Below are 18958 nucleotides of genomic sequence, written 5' to 3'. Positions count from 1 at the left end.
GATGCCATCGTCCCTCACCCCTTCGACGTCGACGTAGACACCGAGGCGCAATTCCTCGTTGACGACCTCAAGGACGAACTCGACGAAGTCGGTAACGACGGAGACCCTTCAGATCGACGGCGACGATCCGCGCAACACGCCGATGGGCGGCCATCGGCCCGGTGCGCGGACTTTCGAAGACGAACTGGCGGGGATCTTCCGCAATACCTGGAATTCCGCGAGCGACGGCACGATGCCGCCGGTCCAAGGCATCGGTCTTCATTGGGTCGATGGCCGCGGTAGCGTCTTGTTCGGCACCATCGACGGATGGCAGCGAGGCCAGCCCCGGCACCGGAAGGTCTTTGCATCGGAGACCTTGCAGCTTCCTCAGGCGCCGGGTGGCGAATGGGATTTCGTCCACCTGCTCGACACCTTCCGCCTGCCGGCGGTCGGCGGCATCTCCATCAGTCCGCTCCCGCTGCTGGGCTTCATCGAGCTCCTTTCCGAGGGCGTCGAGGAGACGGCGGCAAGCGTCTGAAGCAATGGCTTCCACACGAAAGGAAACGAAATGAACTTCGACGAATTCGAGAATGGCCCTGCCGGCAACGTGTTCGCCGGCCTGGGCGAAGAGTGGGCCGACCTGCTGCAGCGGACGGACAGCTTCGCGGATCTCCGCAGCGCGGTGATCAACCGCAATACCCGACCGATCGGATCGTTCGCGGCGGCGGCACGCCGCTACGCGCGCACGTGCTCGAGCGGGGAGCTCAGACTGCTCCTCGCCGTTCTCTCGCTCGCGGACTTCGCCCACCTGTCGGACGAACTGGCCGACGGCAAGGCCTGGCAGCACATGACCATGGGCTGCGACCGGCGGTACAGAGCCGCGATCGCGGCGTGCATGATGGAAGCACCGTAGGGAGTGGACGGCTAAAGCAATTCGAGGAAACTCGCCCTGAAGGCTTGCGACACATCGCCGCCCATCGTTTCGAGCTCGGCGAGGGCCTGGGCGATCGTGGTCCAAGGTGGCGACACGTGAACTCCGGCGCCGCGCCGGCGCGCCGAAATGTCGTCGGCAATGATGCGGCGGTTCGCTTCGTCGAACAGGTTCGGGCTTTCGAAATAGATCAGTCGCCGCGCCAGGCGCTTGAGACGCTGATCGGCGAACCGGCCGACGATCTCAGGCCTTCGCTCCCACGGCATACCGTGAAACTGCTGGCAAAGCTCTCGGTCGGCGTCCGAGAAGAAGTTGCCGCCATAGATCTGGAGCTCGACGTGTTCCGACGCGGCATAGACCGGCTCGACGGAAGCCGCGGCCGCAGTCAGAGCTGCCATGAACTCCGAGTCGGCGCGGACAGAAGACGCGGTCCGCGTGAGTTCGTCTTCGGACGTGTCGCCGAACCGATCGGGGTCGATATCCCAAAGCTGATAGAGCAGAGGCGAACCGTTGACCTTGAGGCGCCGGACGGGTCTCGGCTCCTGCTTCATCCGCTCCGACAGCGCGTCGGCGTCGAGCTTGCGCAGCGCATCGACATCGCAGGTGAGATCGAGGCAGTAGTGCGCGTTGGCATCATTCGGACTGACGCCGACCCGCGTCAGGAAGTGCGTGACGCGCGGCGTGCCGAAGTAGTCGAAATAGGCGAAGGCGTCCTCGTCGCGGACGAGATCCAGGACCGCCGCCTTCGACGAGAAGCGCAGGAAGTTCGACCAGAGATCCGGTGCGCCGGCCCGTACCATCCGACAAAGCGCCAGCATCGCGTCGACGTCGGCGCTTGCGTCGTGGAGCTTGCCGGTGAAGATCCCGTTCGCGGCCGCGAGCGGACCGAGACGATGGCTTGGACGGCCGTCGACGTCCTCGCCGGGCCTGATTACCGTGGGGTGAAGGCTCGTGGCGGCCCGCATCAGATTCAGGACGTCGGCCCTGGCGTTGCCGTTGGTGTTGGTGAGGAAGACCGGCTGCAAGCATTGATAGAGCGCCTGCCGAAGGAACTCCTCGTCGAAGCGGATCGAATTGAACCCGAGAAAGATGGCCGGACACCAGGCCGCAAGCGTCGACGCGATCTCGCACACCATGCCGTAGTGCGATTGTCTGGCAGCGCTGTTGGCGTCGGCGAGCGTCAGCCCTGTGACCTGCAACGCCTTGGGAGACGGTACGACATGCGGCATCAACCGCGACCGCGTCTCGAACCTGTCGGTCTCCACCAGATCGACGTCCGTCCTGACCGCGGCGAACTGGAGGATCTGGTCGAACCGCCTGTTCAGGCCCGACGTCTCGACGTCGTAGAGGATGAACGCCATCGCAGGCCCAGCCTACATGCTTTCGAGCCTGTACTGGAACGCCGCCAGACTGACCCTAAAGCGCTTGGCGAGCGAGATGAGGTAGTCGTCGTCCTGCAGATCGCGCGCGGATTCCGACAGCACCTGACGGACGAACTTCTTCGGCATCAGCAGTTCGGCAGCGAACGCGTTGGCCTGAATTTCCACCGGGTCGGTACCTTCGGCCGAGACGGTGTCGCGAGCGATGAAGTTTCTGCTTTTGTCGACGAGAACCGCAGCTTCCAGCCGGTTGCGGTGAAGCAGAACGTGCCCTAGCTCGTGCGCGATCGTGAACCGCTGCCTGTTCGGGTGATGGTTGGCGTTGACGCCGATGACCGGCTTGCCGTCGCGAAGGAAGGCCATTCCGGACAGTTCGTCGTCGAATGGATTGAATTCGACCCTCACGCCGAGCGCCTTCGCCAGCTTTTCGACCGGCACCGGTGGTGCCTTGACCCCCAATTTCTCGACGAGTGCGCGCGCCTCTCTTGCAGCGTGCTCGCTCATTTCCGTCCTCCGCCCTGCCGCCTGACGTACTGTTCGATCTGGGCCTTCTGCGCGTCGCTGACGTCGCTGCCCTCAAGTCTGATCGGCCCGCTCGCCTGCTCGAACGAGAAGCTTTCGGGCACGAGTTCGGTGATCGAATCGACCTGCAGCGCCTTCGCGAGCCTGTAGACCTGATGGAGCATCAGCTTCTGTCGACCGCTCTCGATATTGGCGAGCGACGCCCTTGTCAGGCCGATCATCTCTGCCACTTCGGCCTGCTTCAGACGCAACTTCTTGCGCCGGGCCGCCAGACCGGCGCCGATAATTCGATAGATCTCCAAATCAGCCATGGGAGGCGAGAGAATCGCAATTCTTTGGCGTCGTCAATACCGCAAACTTTTGTGTGATTAATGCAAACCTTACTGAAAATTAATATTGCATTCATGTAATTTCAGCAGGACTCGGGTAAGTTGTAAGGAACTCAATTTTCCTTACGGAGGCGCAGTTCATGGCCCGCTCGACGTCCACCGCCCGACCGCTCCTCCGGTCGAAGGCCTGGAGTGAAGCCGCATGTTGAGCAGCATCGTAACGCGGTTTCGCGCGTATCAGCTCGGCGTGCCCGGCTCTTCATTCTCGTATTTCGCCGGCGGACATTTCACCGTCATCGAGGGACGGCTGACCGAGTTCAGCAAGGTCGCGCTCGTGTACGAGATGCGCCGCTGCGGCATCGCGTACGCCGACGTCCTGCACATCACCAGCTGGGACGCCGACCACTGCAATCGGCACGAGCTCCAGGAACTCCTGGAACTGATCAGGCCGCTCCGGATCGAATGCCCCGGCTACGACCCCTACACCGACCACGGCGAAGGCTGCCTCGAGATCATCGCCGCCTACAGGGACTCGCGGTTCATGGCGAACCGCAGGCCGACGATCCGCCACGTCACCCCGCTGTACGTCGCTGGGCTCCAGAAGGCCGGGGCCCTGGCCTTCGAGGACACCATCTACAATCCGCTGCATCTCGACGAGGACTGCGCGAACAACAATTCGACCGTGCAGCACTTCCGCAAGGGCAGCTTCAACGTCCTCAGCCTTGGCGACGTTGAGTCCCCGAACATCGCGGCGCGCCTACGGCGATCGCGGATCCTGAAGTCGGAGACCGACGTGATGATCCTCGCGCATCACGGAGCCGACAACGGCTTCACCACGAAGGGATTCCTCGCTCGCCTCGAGCCGCGGCTCGCGATCTGTTCGTCGAACTATGGCAACCAGTACGATCATCCGCGCGAGGAGATCCGGGAACTGCTGCACGAGCAGGGCATCAGGCTGATGACGACGAAGACCGGGGACGTGGTCGTCAAGTCGATCGGAGACCACTCCGGCGCCTATCTCGCGGTGAACCTCAAGGGAAACTCCAAGGAGGTCTCCTCCGAGGTGGAGTTCCGCTCCAAGAAGAGCCGGATCCTTTCGTTCAACGACGACACCCTGCGGCAAAGATATCAGGGTCAGCGCCGCTACGGCCCCTAGGAGCGCACCATGGCAAGGAACATCGTGGTCTTTTCCGACGGCACCGGTCAGGACGGCGGCGCCCGTCCCGAGCAGCGCATCAGCAACATCTATAAGATGTGCCGCATCTCGCGCGATCATCCCGACGGCGCGGTCGACCCTGCCAAGCAGGTGGTGTTTTACGACGCAGGTCTCGGCACCGACATCGGCGCCACCGCGGTCACCGCCCCGGTCCGCTTCGCCCAGAAACTGCTCGGCTCGGTGATGGGCGCCGGCATCAAGCGCAACATCGCGGATTGCTACGAGTTCATCGTGAACCACTCCCGGCCGGGCGATCGGATCTTCCTGTTCGGGTTCAGCCGCGGCGCCTACACCGTCCGCAGCCTCGCCAACCTGCTGATGCTCTGCGGCGTCCCGACGAAGACGCCGAACGGTCCGCTCCCGCGCTTCCGCAAGGCGGTGAACGACATCGCTTGGGAGGCCGTGGACACGGTGCTCGAGCACGGCGCCGGCCATCCGCGCCAGGAATTCGAAGCAGAGCGTCTCGAACTCGCCCGCCGATTCCAGTCGAAGTACGGCTCCGGCGACGGCTCGGATTCGAATGCGGCACCCTATTTCATCGGCGTGTTCGACACCGTCGCCGCCCTCGGCGCGAGCGGCGTCAGGCGCACCGCGATCCAGGCGGGTTTGAGCGCTGGCGTGGCGGTCGCGGGGCTCGCCGCAGGCTTCCTGCCGGCGGTGGCGCTTTCGGCGATCTCCGCCTGGGTTTTCGGGACCGGCTTCATGTTCGTCGGCTTCTGTCTCCAGATCCTGTCGGCCGCGATCGCGGTGGCTCTCTTCTGGCGCTGGCAGAACAAGGCCAACGTGAAGACGATCACGGACTACCCCGCCAAGGGACAGTCACGATCCCACGTCGCCGAGTGGAAGGGGGAGAACTTCGACAAGCTGCTGAGCAGGCACGTCGCGTTCGCCCGCGCCGCCAACGCGATCGACGAGACGCGACGCGACTTCGATCGCGTTGGCTGGGGCGGCAGCGAGGACGGAGCTCCGCACTTCCCCGGCCACGACAGGCTGGTCCAGCTCTGGTTCGCCGGCAATCACTCGGACGTCGGTGGCTCCTATCCCGAACCCGAGTCCCGCCTGTCCGACATCGCGCTCGCCTGGATGTGCGACCAGGCGACGTCTGTACCTGACGGGCTCAAGACCGGGCCGATCTTCGTCGGCGGCCTAAAGATGGCCAACACGGGTGACGCCGGCCAGGCACTCCACGTCTTTCCGGGCGCGGACGGTGTGCGGCACTGCGAAATCGCCGGCATGCGCGACACCCTGGACGGCTACGCCGTCAAGCTGCCGAAATGGGGGTGGCTGCAGCGCCTGATCGGCAACATGAACTGGCCGACCAAGATCCGCGACATCACCCACGACGCTCCGCTGCATCCGACGGTCCGGACGCGGCTCGGTCTTCCCGAGGTCGTACAGTGCGCGGGCACCGGAGCGTACAGACCGGAAGCCCTGCGGCATCACGACGATTTCGCGACCCTGTATCCGCCTGTTGCCGGGAGCTAACCGGTCGTAGAGAGTGCGGCCGGCGTCGCCGACCAGCGGCATGGTGTTGAGGATGGCCGTCGCATCCGCCAAGATCGCGCGGAAGCAACCGATCGAACAGCGAGCAAGCGCGATGGCCACGTCTTCAAAGATCAAGATCATGATCTCGAGCAGGTGCAACGACCCGTTCCCGCTTGCCTCGAAGCCGGCCGTCCGGCTGAGCGATATACGCCGCCAGATCAAGCAGAAGATCGAAGCCGAACGGCTACTCGGAGAGACGCCCTACGAGGTATGGATCAACGAGGACGCCGTCGCGGACGCCAGCCGGGATTCCTGGGAGGAGTGCATGTCGCAGGCGCGCGATTGCGACATCCTGGTGGCCCTCTTCAACGGCAATGCCGGCTGGACCGGCAAGGATGGCACGGTCGGCATCTGCCACGCCGAGTATCAGACGGCGTGGGAGCAGGCACCCGGCAAGACGTTCGCGATCAACATCAGCGAGCTTTCCGCGCCGTCGGCGCCGTCCGCGGCGGCCGACAAGCTCTTCCAGGCGTACATGGAGCGGGCCAACAGGTTCATCGCTTCGGCCAAGGACGCGGCGTCGCTGGAAATGCAGATTTGCAGGACCATCGCCAAAGCCACGATCATGCTCACCCAGCGCGGCACCAAGGATGCCCGGCGCGGGAGCGGCTATCTCGGTCCGGCCCTGGAGTGGAACAGGCTCGGGTACGTGGACCGCAGCAACCAGATGATCGCCGCAGCGCGATCCTCGATCGCGATGACCAAGTCACGGAAGGCCGAGACGGGCGATCGCACGTGCGTCCGGACGGTCTCCGACAAGCAGGTCCTTTTCGTCCTCGGCGCAGTGCCCGACGCGATGTCGGTACCGGCGGCGCGGGAAATGGTGGGGCAGCCGCATCTCCAGGATCACCTGCTCGCCAAGCGCCTCGCCTCGATCGACGGTGGGCCGATCCATCTGATCGCATGCCACAAGGCGGCTACGGGAGGACAATCCCAGAAGATGCTCGGTTTTCCCAACGCCACGGTGGTGGCGGCACCATTCGGAATCTACGTGTTCGATCCAGTTCAGGCCATCCAACTGGTCTTGATTTCCGGATGCGGGGATGAGATCGCCACCCGGCACGGGATACAGAAATTCCTCGAATGGCTGGACCAGTCGGATCAGAGGGAGTTGCTCGTGAGAGGAGCGCTGAAGAGAAAGGCGATCGTGACAGCGCTCGCTTCGGGGATCTAGCCTTCCGATCAAGCCCTTTTGGGACGAGGCGGAGTGGTCTTGCGAATTTCGTCTGCCGCAGGCGCGAGGATGAACGCACGGTGCAAAAAATTCTCGATGATGTCGAAGATGCGGGCCAGTCGTTCCGGGGTCGGCGTGTAGCCGCGGTGCGCTGACGCATTGCCTGCGTCCGCCACCGCATCGAGCGAATCCTTCTCTTGCGCACTGATATGTCCACCGCCGACCAGCGCCGAAAGCTTGCCCTCGAACCCACCCTTCACGTCGCCGATCAGGATGTGCCCTGCCCGATCCAGCAAGGTGCGCGCTCCCACCGATGCCAGCATCCGCTGTCCGTTGTTCAGGGCCAAATAGGACTCGTCGAGGACATCCCGGAGAATTTCGTCGCCGAGCGTGTCGGCCCAGGCTGGCTTCGCGCGCACCGTCTGCGTCGGATGATACGAGACCTTGGCGCCCCGTCGCACCATCGGCCGACCTTGCTCGTCGAAGTCGGCCTCGTCCCATTCCGCCCGCCAAATTTCATGCCGGACGGATAGCTTGTCGCAACCGCAGCATTGCACCGTCTGATAGCTCTCGCTCCAGCCATCCACCCCCTCGCCGCCCTTGTCCGTGTATTCGGCGCGAAGCCAGGAATTCTTCTCGCCGTGGCAAACGCCACAGTGCGCCTTGACGATCTCCCCCGCCCTTGGGGACGCCGTGGCCTCGGCCATCGGTCGCGTTTCCGACCTGACCGGCGGCTCCAGTCGGTCCCAACCGGCCGACGTGATCGAGATGGCATGATCGGGGACGAGTCGGATCAGTCCTGCGTCAGCCGTCTGCGAGATCAGATCGTCCACTCGCCCCCCGTCGAGCGTTCCGATCACCGCGGTGAGATCGTCTTCGTCCGGCAACTCGACGGAGCCGAGGCGGTCGTCGTCGAGATCCGCTGCGGCCCACGCCAGCAGGTTGGTCATCTGGCGGTCCACGGACGGAAGCGGCTGCTTGACCATGTCGTCCAGATTGAACGAGTTTATCTCGGGCCATTCGGTCTCCGACTTCGACGACATTGCGCGCGTCGCGTGGCTCAGACGCGCGACGCTCTTGGCGTCGTTCAGGCGCGACTCCAGCATCGCCAGCGCCGAACCCGTGATCTGGTACTTGCCGCATTTGCGGCACTCCACGCGCCGGTAGTCGCCGCCGACCGCTTGCTCGAGGCTCGATGACGTCTTGCAGATCGGACAATAGCCCATTACGCACCCACATAGTTCCGCTCTTGCGGGCCTTGTGATCCCCCATATTCACAGGATCGCGCTCGGCCGAATCGGCTACATTGTAGCCCTTGCTGGGAGCTGACGGAGGATCGCGATGAAACTCCTTTTCCGTCTTCTCGACCCCAAAGTGGCGCGGGCATTCTACGATTGGATGATGGGTTTGTGGGTGTTCGCCATGGTCTTCGTCGGCGACGCGAACCTCGATCATTTTCAAAGATGGCTCTGGGGCACGCCTCAGCAACACCAAGCAACTCCATCGTCGATCGACGTCCCGGCCATGAGCGAAGATGTCCAGGCTCTGTTCGATCTGTTTCAACGACAGATGGATGCGCAATACGAGGTAAGCGTTCTTCGGCGCCAGTTGCTGACGTTACCGGCGGCTCCAGATCAAGGATACTGAGGAAAGATCGGAGCAACGCGCGAACGCATCCGCTCCATCCATGGATTCGAACGTCTCGGATTCAGAAGCAGCACACGCGCAGAGGCAGCGAAGAGCCTGCCACTCAGACGTTGGGGCTGGAATTGCCCGATGCCACGGCGTGTCGCACGCACGCAGCCGCCAGCAGCATAGTGGGATCGACGAGCGCCACCGTCGTCTCGCGCGCATCGAAATCGGTCGATTGCGGGAACAGCAGCGGAAGCTCCGTACAGCCCAGCACGGCGACCCGCGCGCCCCGTTCCGCCAGGTGGACGATGGCCTTGCTCAGGTCTTCTCGGCACTTCCCCTCGGTGAAACCGGCCTTCACGCCGGCCGCGCCGTAGATCGACTCCATGACGAGCAGTTGGTGGTCGTCATCGGGCACGATGATGTCGACGTAAGGGGCTTTCCCCGCGCTGTCGAAGATGCGCGACGAGGGCATCATCCGGGCCTGGGGCATCGAGGTGAACACGCCGCTGCCGATACTGAAGGTCATGGAGGACGCGGATCTGGACGTCTGTCTTCGCTCGCGCCAGTATTCGCTGATCGATCATGCCAGCGCGGTGAACGAGCTCTTCCCCGCGGTCCGGAAGAAAGGCATCTCGCTCGTGATCGGCTCCTCGCTCAACGCCGGCTTCATCTCGGGCAGTCCGCGCTACAACTACGGCAAGAAGAACTACGTGATCCCCGCCGAGGTCATCGCAAAACGTGGCAAGCTCCAGGCCGTGGCCGACCGATACGGAGTGGACCTGCGCACCGCCGCGCTCCAGTTCTCCGCGGCGGCCGACGTCGGGGTCGCGCTGATCGTCGGCGCGCGCAGCGGCAAACAGATCCGGGAGGACTGGAATTCGCTGCAGGCCAAGATGCCGCCGGAGTTCTGGCAGGAGTTGAAGGCGCAAGGATTGATCGAAAAGGAGGCAGCCGTTCCCTCTCTCCCGGAATGACGGCGGGCTTCCGCAGAGGAACGCTCCCGGCATCGGTTCGTTGGGCACCTTGTGGCTCAGGAGAACGGGATGACAGATCGAGATATGGATTCCCTGGCCGGCACGGCCAAGCAACTCCTCGCCGAGATCGTCGGCGACGGCAAACTCGCGGCCGAGGGCTCTCGCCAGGCCGCCGCCGGCGACGCAGCCTCGGCCCCGGAAGAAGGGGGGCAGGCAGCGCCCCAGACGGAGACTGCCGCACCTCGCGACGAGCCGACCGCTCGCTTTGAGGCATCGTCGAGTTAGGAAAACAGGTTCGCCGCTCTGCTCGGACTGGCGGCCCTCAAGGTCTGGGCGGATCTTCCCCGAGACGCGCAGGAGCGCCTGTTCGCGGCCGCGGTCGACGATGGGGTGATCGCGAACGATCTTGCGGAATTCCTGCACGACCGGCATCCGAGAACTGCACATCCACCGTCGCCGACGCGCTTCGCATAGCGGGTCGGCGATCGGGGGAGGAAAGGAAAGGCAGATGTCGCTGAAGCTAGGCAAGCCGAAAATGACGCCCCCTGCGCCAAGAAAGGACACGGAGCGCGATATGCGCAAAGCCGTCGTCGAAGATGCCGACAAGACGGAAGGCAAAGATCGCGATCTCGTTCACGGCGACGGCGGAACGCTCGGCATGGACGAAGGCGAAGACCTCAATCGCGACGACTGTTTTTGGGATCTCAGGAAAGCATAGCAGCGAACGAACGACGGGCTCCGCTTCAAGGCACCGTCGTTGTTGTCTCGATCGACGACAAGCATCGCTTCGGCAAGCCGCCGCGCGTTTCGGCGACCCTCATCGCAGGCCTCGGCGTCGAAGGCGACGCTCATTTTGGGACTTTCGTGAAGCATCGCTATCTGGCGCGGCGAAATCCGCGAAGTCCCAATCTTCGCCAGGTCCATCTTCTTCCCAGCGAACTCTTCGCCGAGCTTCGGACAGACGGCTACGATCTCGGCCCAGGCGATCTTGGCGAGAACATCACGACGGCCGGTCTGGATCTCGAGAGCCTACCGCTCGACACCGAGCTCAAGATCGGCTCGACGGCAACCGTTCGCGTCACAGGTCTGCGGACGCCCTGCGTTCTAATCGACCGTTTCAAAAACGGGCTGAAGGGACACTTGGTCTGCAACCTGTCCGGGCCGCCCTTCAGGGCCGGCGTGATGGGCGTTGTTTCTCATGGCGGCGAAGTCTGCCCCGGCGACGCCATTCAAGTCGATCTGCCCACCCGGCCTCGTCGACTTCTTCCGCCGCTCTGAGCGGGCCGTTCACGCCGCGTCCCCTTCACGCCGTGCAGCTAGATCGATAGAGCGCCACCGGACATGTGACGAGCGACAGACGCAGGAAGCCTTTCCAATTGGCGCGGGGGGCCATACGCGAACTCCAGGGATCCAAGGACCTGGATTCAAGACGATCAAGCCCACCCGGTTCCGACATCGTCCCGTAGGTTTTGTTCGGCGCGATAGTCAGGGCGCCCCGAGTCCAGGAGACCGCGTCCGGAGTCCCGATCAAAAACGAAGAAGGCCCGCTTGGCGGGCCTTCTGGTCTTGAGTTCGATTGCTGGGTCCGGTGTTCAAGGTAAGATCGGCGCTCCGGAACGGCTTACGCACCGGGAGGCAAGTTAATTCCGCGTGCAGCGAGCCTGCCCCGTGTTGCGAGCACCGCGCTCGCGTCGAACCGCTTCGCGTTGACGGCGACCACGTACTCGCCGGTGTAGTCGCCGAGCCCCTCCTCGATCAGCATTTCGAACCCGGTCCCCTGACCGTGCCCGCGCGCCCAGTCGACCAGGACCTTCATGATGCCGGCGTCCTTGGCCTTTGCCCGCGTGCGGTTCGCCTTCAAGGCCCGCCCGTAGCGCAGGCGAAAGACTTCTTCGAGCGCGGCCAGCATGGCGCCGAACCCTCCGATCACGGGATCGGGATCGGAGGGCGCCTGCAGTTCGACGCAACGGCGGAGAGCGGCGCGACGGACGTCGTCGCGCCCGAGACGCGCTGCATTGGTCATGAGATTCCGGCATTCCTGCACGGTCTTCAGTTTGGAAACGTCGATCATCTTCGTTCTCCTTGCTGTTGGAAGCGATCAGTCGATCGAAGCGCGCGCGCGACCCTGACCACCGGCCTTCTGCCAGGCGCCGAAACGATGGGTCGCGGCGCCGTAGGAAATGGCCATGCCGTCGGCGACGGCGTAGCGGGTCAGCCCGCTGTCATACATGCGGTAGCAAACTTCGACTCCGCGCTCCGAGAGCTTGCCGTCCGCGGTCTTGTTTCGCGGATCCTTCGGGTCGCCGACGTCGAGTTCTTGGGGCTGGAGCAGGCCGCGAAGGCGAGAGAGATCGCGGGTTATCGAGTCGATTAAAGTCAGGGCTTCGGCAGAAATTTGGGCCACCTGCGCTACTCCTCAGTGCGAGGCGACCATATAATACTGTCACTAACGGTCGCAACGGCAACCATATAGTAGGGTCTATAACGCTTGGCAAGTGCCTTCTCGGGTCGGCTCGCCCCGGCGCGCGGACGGGGCCGATCCCGCCTTCAGGCGGGTGCTGGGGGCTGCCGGCCTGTCGCTTCCGATAGCCTGGCTCTCAGGCGAGCGCTTTCCTTCTCCTTCCTGCTTGCCAGGATGGCCCCCTTGAGATCCTCGAGCGCGTGTCGATCTCCGAGCGCCTGGCGGATCTCGAAGCGGAGTTCGAGAAATTCGCTTCGGAAGTGTTCGATGCTCAGCCCGGCGAGCGCCTTGTCGATCCATTCGAGGCCATCGGCGGGAAAGCCCATGCCCAGGCGCGCGCGCGCCATGAGCCGCTGGATCCATTCGCTCCTGTCAAGATCCGGTCTGTCGCGCAACAGCGGTTCGGCTTGGTCCGACCGGCCTGCGTCCAGCAGCAGTTCGGCGCGCCTCTGCAGATGGAACGGTTGTGGCTTGACGAGTGCCGCATGGAACCGGAGCGCTCGTTCTCTCATCGGCAGCACGTCCGCGTTGGGGAGCCGAGCCGCCTCGCTCGAGAGTTCGGCCCAGTAGAAGCGCTCGTTGTCCGTCTGGAGAGAAGCGATGTCCGGCTCGGGAAGTTGATCCAATATCTTCTCGAACAGCGTGGGATGCTCGGTCGAGATGTACCGCCCGAGCGCCGAGAATGCGGCAAGCGCCTGCTGCACTCCGACGTTCGCCGCATCGACTATCGTCCGCTCGATCGCCTCGGAATGCCGGGCGATGAGTTCGTCGCGCCACCGTGCCGGCCCTCGCGGCAACCGTTCGATGATGCCGAGAAAGACCGAATAAACGACGTGTTTCCCCGCTGCCATGCCCCCGAGAATCTCGTCGACGAGTACGACGGATCGCTCCTCCATGGAGGCATCGCCTCTATAGAGATCGATCAACTGCAACCGCGCTTCGTCCATGGGGACTGGACCCGCGAGCACGGCCTCGAAGAGTTCGGTAGCGGCGCGCGCTTCGCCGAGGCGCTTGAGCGCCTTTGCCTTATGATGCTTGAGCTGCGCGCCTTCGAGATCCGAAAGCCCGGGCAAGATCGCGAGCTTGTCGAATATCCGGAGGCGCTCTCTCAGCCTCGTCGACGCAGCGTCCTGGCTTTCCAGCCGTTCGTGCAGAAACAACTGCTCGACGGCCTCGATGATCGCGCTGATCGCCAGCGGAGGCGGCGAAACGATCGCATCGGCATCTTTCGCCGGATCTCCGATCAGATCCCGCCGTAGCTCGGCTGCGTCCCAGGCCTGGAGCAATGCGTAGCGAAATGCCGGATTGCGCGATCCCGACGATACCAGGTCTTCCAGCTTGCTTCGCAGGCTTCGTGCTGTGGTCAGGAGCCGGAGGCCGGGTTCCGCCGCCGATGAAATCAGGAAAGACTCGAGCGCAGCATCGAGCTCGGTGCTGCGGTCTGGCTGGCACCAGCCGGCATCCAACGAAGCGAAAACGACGTCGTGAAGCCTGACGTCGTTGCGGTCAAAGGCCGTGAGGCAGTTTCCCCGAAGCTTCCGCAGACCAAGGGGTTGGATGACGCTCTCGAGGAAACCAGCAGGACAGACCGGCCCGCCGCACCAGGCGAACACCGAAAGCTCTCGTTGCAAGGAAGGACGCAATCTACCGAGCAACCGGTCGGCGAGACGCTGACCTCGGTCATCGAGATCTCCGATGCTACGACAGTCAACCGCGAGCTCGGACCAAGACACGCCCTGCCGGGCAGCCGCGCCGATCAGACCTAGCGAAAGCGGATGACCACCGACGGTCGACCAGACGGTATCGAAGACGTGCTGGGGGCAAGCCGATCCCGACTGCTCCAGCATGGCTCGGGCGACCGCCTGCGGAACGAAGGGCAACTCAAACGAGAGTACGGAGGAGACGCGTCGGGTCAGGATGATCTTCGACTTCGGTCCGCACAGATTCGCGAGCGCGTCGATCGCAAGATCCGGGCCCGCATCGTCGATGACCAAAAGACACGCGCGCGTCTTCAGGAGATAGGCCACGTTCCGGACCGCACCGCCGCGAACGAGAGGCACCGATTGGAGGTCCTCCGGCCGCTTTAGTTCGTTCGGATCGAACCATGCCGTCAGATTGAATTCATCCCGATGCTCGATCGCGTAGGCGGCCGCCGCGGCCGACTTTCCTAGTCCCGCGACTCCCGTGATCTCCACGCACGCCTCATGCTTGAGCCTTCGGGCGATCTCCTGGTCGATGTCCGTCCGGATGATCTGCTGGCGATCGGGTGCGGGTACCGCATGGCTCGCGGCCTCCTCGTCATGCATCCGCTCGAATTCGGGAAGGTGATACGCGAGCCGCCTCACCGCGCGGTCGTCGAGAAGCAGCTCGTCGATCAAGCGTGCCGCGATCTCCTCTGCGCCCCAGAGGTGCAGCGACTTTCCCTTCATCGTTCGCCACGCTCGGACCCGCGTCTCGAATGCCTGGGCCGCTTGGGGTCGTCGTCGGCGACCCGACAGAAGGAAGACGGATCGCGCGTTCGGCTTCCGGCCGAGCGCCTTGGTCAGATCGTCCTCCGCCTTCTGCATGCCGCCTTCGAAGTAGTCGCCCTTGTCCGAGTATTCGGCGATCAGGCGATCGTCGTCGCCTACGCTGTCGATGACGCCCGAGACGGGGTAGCCGACGAGATTGACGCCTTGATGGTTGATGGGAAGCTCGAGCAGGCAGTCCAGGAAAATTCCGCCGAACCTTTCGAAGTCGGGACCTACGTAGCCGACCGCATCGGCGAGGCGGTCGATCAGTGCGATTCTTCGTTTCGGGTTCATCGTGTGTCTGAGCTTTCGCGTATCGGCGCGCGACCGAACTTCTGCGGGCGCTCAGGCTACGTCAATCGCACACCACGTTCCGACAGGAGCACGGTGTCGAGCGGCGCGAATGGTCGACGATCGAACGCGGCATGCCGCAGCGTCCGGGCGCTCAGCTTTAGAGTCGAAAATCCCCGCTGGATATGGCAAAAGAGCATTGAGAGTGCCCCACCAAGGTGCTCCACCGTGCAAATGCCGCCGGTCCAAGAAACGCTGATATTTGAAGGACTTCTGCGCTGCTGAAAATCAGTGGCGGAGAGAGTGGGATTCGAACCCCCGACCCGTCATTACGAATGACTGCTCTTAGAACGAATGACTGTTTTTAGAAACAGACCGCGTTTCCGTCGCCGTGGTAGCTACGTGGTAGCTAGCGGTTATTGGCTTCGAACGAAGATTAGAATAAGTTACCATTGGAATAGTTGGGTGGGAACCACGAACCAGCAACATCAGCATTGAAAAGACTAGCGAATTTGCGCTCGCATCAGCCTCTTTTGTAGCAGGATTTTGTATTTTTGCAACACGGAGTTGGCGAGCTTCAGTCTCACTGCAAGCGACCATCGCTTAACAAACGGCGCTCCCTAGGGGAAGGGCCCGCCGACTTAGGAAGCGCTTTTAGAACAAGCACATATCAACTTCGCTGCTTCGCCAGTGCTACCATGAGCCGCTACCACCAAAATTGGGGTGGAGCACCGGTACAGAGCATTCTTCATTGCTTTGCCTCGATTGGCCGTTCGCTATCTGGGTGAGCGCGTGGGGCTTTTCCAGCATGTAGGTGCGGTCTCAAGGGTGACAGGGCCCGGTGGCGCGCAGATATGCGAAGTTGTATCCGCTTGCGTTTGGCTTCCATTTTGCCGGTGTGAGATTGGTCGCCCGCTAATGTCACGCCATGCAGGTGCTCACGATTGCCGCCGGGGGTGCTTCTGGAAATCGGAGCTGGTGCGGCTACTTTCAGATAGCGTCCGACGTTCGCCTTGACTTTCCGGTTTGTAGGGTGAAGCGTTCAACTTGAGCAACAACGGATGCTTCGATGACCGTAGCCCTTATTAATAAGTCGGCTTCGTCACGTCGAACCTCGCTAATGCTACAGTCGCGTCCCGTGGTTACGACGTTATTCCTCCTCTCCAGCGTTTGCGTGACAGCGCTCCCCGGAATTTGTCATTCGGCCGAGGCGGATAGCGGCTTAACAGTTACGTTCGCCGCGCGGGGCCAGGAGCTGAAGCGATCAGAAGCAGTATCGTATTTCGGGCACGCCTACATGATCATCGGAGTGAAAACCAGTAGTGGGGTCAAAGAAGAAATATTGGGATTCTATCCAACCGAGAGGGGTGGCATAATCAAAGGACCCGGGATGTTGAAAGCGGAGTACAGATGTGGACCCAGCGATGACTGCAATCCTACACATCGCTTGGAATTACTGAAGCAGATTTCGAAGACCAAGGATTCCGTCACTATTCCGATTACGGTGACGCAGCGCCAGCAAATATATGGAGAGGTTCATAAATGGGATAGCAAGAGCTACGTCGGGGCAGGTGATAAGCAGATCGCACCGTCGTCCGACAAGGAGTACAGGTTAGCTGACCAGAACTGTATCGACTTCATTGCAGCCGTGGCACAGAGTATCGGTTATCCGGTTCCGTCTAGGTCCCTGGTGCAGACACCGCTTCAATTTCTAAAAGAGCTGCGGGTGCTCGTGGAGCAGGAGAACAAAGTCCGCGCAGCCGCTCACGCGGCAAAAGAAGCGCAAGAAGCCACCAAGACGGCACAGGAAAAGGCGGCAGCGGCAGAGGAACAGGCTAAAGCCGCTGAGGGAAGAGCTGAAGCCGCTGATGAAAGAGCCACAGCCGCTGAGAAAAGAGCCAAAGCCGCTGAGGAAAGAGCTGGAGCCAAAGCCGCGGATGCCGCGCGTCAACCAGAAGCAGTCAGCATTCCCGCGGGGTGGGTGCGCTGCGCTTGCCCGGACAAGCACGGCAACCTCGGTAAATTCGTGAATGGAGTTCTGTATCACAATCAGGACCCGACCATCAGGTGCCCCCAATAACTGCTCCAGCACGCCCGCAACCTGGCTTCTTTTGGCGAGGTTCTCCGATGAAGGTGCTGCTATTTCTCGCGGTGGCTCTTTTCCTCGGCCTTTTTGCCGAAAATTCCAATGCCGAGGTCAACGGAAACTCTCCGCCGCTTGCGCTGGATGCTGAGTGCAAATCGCACCCTCTTCCCCCGGGACACGTTGCTGTAGGTGAACTTCACAGCCCGGAATGCGGCACAAATCCACGAGAGATGAACGCGTGGTATATTGACAAGGTCCGCGACAAAATTGTCACCTGTACTGTACCCGATTATGCGAACGCCTACCCTCCTGTGATTGCTTACCGGGTGTGTCGGCGAGTTTCCGCTCCAGCTTGTCCGCCTCTGCTTGATGGTAGTCCAAATGGATACGAACTCAGCTCATTGAATAGTCGCTGTGACGGACCATTCGGGATTTCTCGATGCGGCCGCCCTTCCGGTATTCGGGCTGCTGGTGCTCAGTGGGAACACTTTGCGCCAGATTTATCATGTGCGGATAAGGTTCGTTTCACGGAGTTTAATATCCGGCCTGTGTATCCAATCCCTGTTTGCGTAGCACACAACGAGAAAGCTATCGAGCGCATCGGGAATGAAATGCAGTCTAACCTACCTTGGGGCGTGGTCATTAGACGCTTTTTTTCCGATTCCTGCCCCGAACTTCCAGACGCGAAGCCAAACGCGGTTGTAATAGCAACTGTACCGGTCGAGTTTTGGAGGAACGAGGAAAAAGTATTTGCATGTTCTATTTCCTTGCAGAAGCGGTGGCAACTTGGCGACAGCCCCGACGGTCCACTAAAGATCGGAGTGTACTTCCGCAAGTTGGGAGTGATCCCACCCGGAGCACACGGAAAGGGTGGGGTCATAATAGACGGCCCTCAACACACCATCACGTTCGAGACTTTTCATGATGACAGGTGCGGTCTAGGGAGGGAGATCAATGCTTTAAACATGAAAGTACGAAACTGAGATTGATCCGCGGATTCCTGAGGGGAATTGAGCTTTAGCTTAAATCGTACCCAAGCACTCGCGGTCAAAGTACAGCGCAAAGACGTTTGGACCGAGAGCGTTCCAACTCGGAACATATGGATGGAACGATCAAAGGCAGACCAACTGCTGGACGAGTTAAGGTCAGGGTGGTGTGAAGCGCCCGCACTGGCCCGCAAGTTTGGCTGGCGGCCTCACACACTACGCGGTGCGATAAGCAAGCTGGCTAAAATGCACAATTTGCGGGTTGAGCGTCGGCGCGAGAACGGCGTTAATCATTACCGCGTGGATGATAGTCCGGGGTTGAGCCAGCGCGGCGGGTAGGGGCCTGCTGGGCTTTCATCCCGTCGTAAGTAAGATTGGGGACAGTGCGGGTATTTCGTTGACCGACCGAATCAGCGCATGGTTAGCATGGCGTAGGGGGATGATGTACATGCTTGCCCGAACTGAAGACGAACCCGACGCTGATCTCCTGCGCTTCGCCAAGAGCCGACGCTTTGCCACGATCCTAGCGGACCCGCCGTGGCAGTTCGTGAACCGCACCGGCAAGATGGCTCCAGAGCACCGCCGCCTATCGCGCTACAGCACGATGACGCTGCCAGAAATCTGCTCTCTGCCGATTTTGTTGCAAAAGTCGGCTGTGTGCGATGGATCGTTCGGCGTTTTCACTTGGGGCGACGGGGTTTGGTCCCGCGCCCCCGCGCTCTCTACGCAACTTTTACGCTACGCAATACACAGAGCCTGAGCGGGTGGCGGTCGCGCAACCAGCGATGCGAGCCTCCTTAGGTTCTGAGCGGTGGCGGCCAGAACGAACTCGTCCTGAGCGCCTCGTGGACCACGCAGTCGAAGCCGACCGAGCTTCAGGATGCGCTTCAAGTGTGCGAACCGCATCTCGATCTTCTTGCGCTCATGTCGCGACCGCTCG

The 18958-nt window shown here is 62.0% G+C and carries 23 protein-coding genes and 1 pseudogene; 14 read left to right on the top strand and 10 right to left on the bottom strand.

All coding sequences use genetic code 11. The features are described from left to right. Positions 1–58: 58 nt before the first annotated feature. Together A3M7_RS44475 and A3M7_RS0118770 are read left to right on the top strand one after the other, a co-directional pair. Positions 59–517 carry a hypothetical protein gene (locus tag A3M7_RS44475; protein WP_049823527.1) on the top strand — a complete coding sequence of 153 codons (459 nt, stop codon included), beginning with the start codon at positions 59–61 and terminating at the stop codon, positions 515–517. 30 nt (positions 518–547) lie between these two features. Continuing rightward, the gene (locus A3M7_RS0118770; protein WP_027545311.1) at positions 548–892 is read left to right on the top strand and encodes a hypothetical protein; all 345 of its coding nucleotides are present in this window, start codon (positions 548–550) and stop codon (positions 890–892) included. Positions 893–903: 11 nt separating this feature from the next. Here A3M7_RS0118770 and A3M7_RS44470 read toward each other — a convergent pair whose 3' ends face one another. Genes A3M7_RS44470 through A3M7_RS44465 form a run of 3 tightly spaced genes read right to left on the bottom strand, consistent with a single transcriptional unit; the run spans position 904 to position 3122 of the window. After that, positions 904–2271 (bottom strand): exonuclease domain-containing protein, encoded by a 1368-nt coding sequence (locus A3M7_RS44470; protein ID WP_049823526.1) that lies wholly within the window; start codon positions 2269–2271, stop codon positions 904–906. A gap of 12 nt (positions 2272–2283) precedes the next feature. Further along, on the bottom strand, positions 2284–2793 hold the full coding sequence (locus tag A3M7_RS0118760) for an ImmA/IrrE family metallo-endopeptidase (RefSeq protein WP_027545310.1): 510 nt from the start codon (positions 2791–2793) through the stop codon (positions 2284–2286). Beyond that, positions 2790–3122 carry a helix-turn-helix domain-containing protein gene (locus A3M7_RS44465; RefSeq protein ID WP_049823525.1) on the bottom strand — a complete coding sequence of 111 codons (333 nt, stop codon included), beginning with the start codon at positions 3120–3122 and terminating at the stop codon, positions 2790–2792. Before A3M7_RS44465 ends, A3M7_RS0118760 begins: the two co-directional genes overlap by 4 nt. A gap of 220 nt (positions 3123–3342) precedes the next feature. Between A3M7_RS44465 and A3M7_RS0118750 the strand changes: the two genes are divergently transcribed. The 3 genes from A3M7_RS0118750 (at position 3343) to A3M7_RS0118740 (ending at position 7075) form a co-directional block, all read left to right on the top strand. Then, complete coding sequence (locus tag A3M7_RS0118750; protein ID WP_027545309.1) at positions 3343–4296, top strand: ComEC/Rec2 family competence protein; 954 nt, start codon at positions 3343–3345, stop codon at positions 4294–4296. A 9-nt stretch (positions 4297–4305) separates the two neighbouring features. Further along, entirely contained in the window at positions 4306–5841 is a 1536-nt protein-coding gene (locus A3M7_RS0118745; protein ID WP_027545308.1) for a DUF2235 domain-containing protein, read from the top strand. 112 nt (positions 5842–5953) lie between these two features. Then, a complete protein-coding gene (locus A3M7_RS0118740) occupies positions 5954–7075 on the top strand; it encodes a DUF4062 domain-containing protein (RefSeq protein ID WP_063629449.1) in 1122 nt (373 codons plus the stop codon). 8 nt (positions 7076–7083) lie between these two features. Here the strand turns inward: A3M7_RS0118740 and A3M7_RS46725 are convergent, their stop codons facing one another. Next, the gene (locus tag A3M7_RS46725) at positions 7084–8301 is read right to left on the bottom strand and encodes a DUF4145 domain-containing protein (RefSeq protein ID WP_084302280.1); all 1218 of its coding nucleotides are present in this window, start codon (positions 8299–8301) and stop codon (positions 7084–7086) included. Between the two features lie 115 nt (positions 8302–8416). On the opposite strand from A3M7_RS46725, the gene A3M7_RS0118730 reads away from it, so the two are divergent. Next, positions 8417–8722 carry a hypothetical protein gene (locus A3M7_RS0118730; protein WP_027545305.1) on the top strand — a complete coding sequence of 102 codons (306 nt, stop codon included), beginning with the start codon at positions 8417–8419 and terminating at the stop codon, positions 8720–8722. Between the two features lie 103 nt (positions 8723–8825). Here the strand turns inward: A3M7_RS0118730 and A3M7_RS0118725 are convergent, their stop codons facing one another. Further along, positions 8826–9236, bottom strand: coding sequence for an aspartate/glutamate racemase family protein (locus A3M7_RS0118725; protein ID WP_049823523.1), 411 nt, complete (start codon positions 9234–9236; stop codon positions 8826–8828). Between A3M7_RS0118725 and A3M7_RS44460 the strand changes: the two genes are divergently transcribed. The 4 genes from A3M7_RS44460 to A3M7_RS0118705 all read left to right on the top strand — a co-directional run bounded on the left by A3M7_RS44460 (position 9166) and on the right by A3M7_RS0118705 (position 10962). Continuing rightward, positions 9166–9684 (top strand): aldo/keto reductase, encoded by a 519-nt coding sequence (locus A3M7_RS44460; protein ID WP_084302279.1) that lies wholly within the window; start codon positions 9166–9168, stop codon positions 9682–9684. The two genes, A3M7_RS0118725 and A3M7_RS44460, sit on opposite strands and share 71 nt — an antisense overlap. Positions 9685–9753: 69 nt before the next feature. Continuing rightward, positions 9754–9969: a hypothetical protein gene (locus A3M7_RS0118715; protein ID WP_156936917.1), complete on the top strand. Its 216-nt coding sequence runs from the start codon at positions 9754–9756 to the stop codon at positions 9967–9969. A gap of 223 nt (positions 9970–10192) precedes the next feature. Then, positions 10193–10402 (top strand): hypothetical protein, encoded by a 210-nt coding sequence (locus tag A3M7_RS0118710; RefSeq protein WP_027545302.1) that lies wholly within the window; start codon positions 10193–10195, stop codon positions 10400–10402. A 146-nt stretch (positions 10403–10548) separates the two neighbouring features. Continuing rightward, a complete protein-coding gene (locus A3M7_RS0118705) occupies positions 10549–10962 on the top strand; it encodes an MOSC domain-containing protein (protein ID WP_245284275.1) in 414 nt (137 codons plus the stop codon). A gap of 46 nt (positions 10963–11008) precedes the next feature. Here the strand turns inward: A3M7_RS0118705 and A3M7_RS50530 are convergent. The 4 genes and pseudogenes from A3M7_RS50530 to A3M7_RS0118690 form a co-directional block, all read right to left on the bottom strand. Continuing rightward, a pseudogene (locus tag A3M7_RS50530) lies at positions 11009–11140 on the bottom strand (Ku protein); the annotation flags it as partial. 165 nt (positions 11141–11305) lie between these two features. Beyond that, positions 11306–11755, bottom strand: a complete 450-nt coding sequence (locus tag A3M7_RS0118700) for a hypothetical protein (RefSeq protein WP_027545300.1) — start codon at positions 11753–11755, stop codon at positions 11306–11308. Positions 11756–11782: 27 nt separating this feature from the next. Continuing rightward, positions 11783–12088, bottom strand: a complete 306-nt coding sequence (locus A3M7_RS0118695; protein WP_027545299.1) for a hypothetical protein — start codon at positions 12086–12088, stop codon at positions 11783–11785. A gap of 143 nt (positions 12089–12231) precedes the next feature. Further along, positions 12232–14949 carry a hypothetical protein gene (locus A3M7_RS0118690; RefSeq protein ID WP_027545298.1) on the bottom strand — a complete coding sequence of 906 codons (2718 nt, stop codon included), beginning with the start codon at positions 14947–14949 and terminating at the stop codon, positions 12232–12234. A gap of 1294 nt (positions 14950–16243) precedes the next feature. Here A3M7_RS0118690 and A3M7_RS0118685 point away from each other — a divergent pair. The 4 genes from A3M7_RS0118685 to A3M7_RS49690 all read left to right on the top strand — a co-directional run bounded on the left by A3M7_RS0118685 (position 16244) and on the right by A3M7_RS49690 (position 18778). Beyond that, positions 16244–17026: a hypothetical protein gene (locus A3M7_RS0118685; protein WP_156936916.1), complete on the top strand. Its 783-nt coding sequence runs from the start codon at positions 16244–16246 to the stop codon at positions 17024–17026. Between the two features lie 47 nt (positions 17027–17073). Next, the gene (locus A3M7_RS48615) at positions 17074–18015 is read left to right on the top strand and encodes a hypothetical protein (protein ID WP_156936915.1); all 942 of its coding nucleotides are present in this window, start codon (positions 17074–17076) and stop codon (positions 18013–18015) included. A gap of 120 nt (positions 18016–18135) precedes the next feature. Then, positions 18136–18357: a DUF3489 domain-containing protein gene (locus A3M7_RS51260; RefSeq protein WP_084302277.1), complete on the top strand. Its 222-nt coding sequence runs from the start codon at positions 18136–18138 to the stop codon at positions 18355–18357. Positions 18358–18457: 100 nt separating this feature from the next. Then, the gene (locus tag A3M7_RS49690) at positions 18458–18778 is read left to right on the top strand and encodes a hypothetical protein (RefSeq protein WP_027545296.1); all 321 of its coding nucleotides are present in this window, start codon (positions 18458–18460) and stop codon (positions 18776–18778) included. Here the strand turns inward: A3M7_RS49690 and A3M7_RS46705 are convergent. Beyond that, a partial coding sequence (locus tag A3M7_RS46705) for a transposase (protein WP_198033765.1) occupies positions 18757–18958 on the bottom strand: 202 nt, incomplete at its 5' end. The two genes, A3M7_RS49690 and A3M7_RS46705, sit on opposite strands and share 22 nt — an antisense overlap.

This window comes from Bradyrhizobium sp. WSM2254, assembly GCF_000472645.1.
GTDB classification, from domain to species: domain Bacteria; phylum Pseudomonadota; class Alphaproteobacteria; order Rhizobiales; family Xanthobacteraceae; genus Bradyrhizobium; species Bradyrhizobium niftali.
The sequence above is the reverse complement of the archived record's forward strand: the minus strand, read 5'-3'. Positions and strand labels throughout refer to the sequence as shown.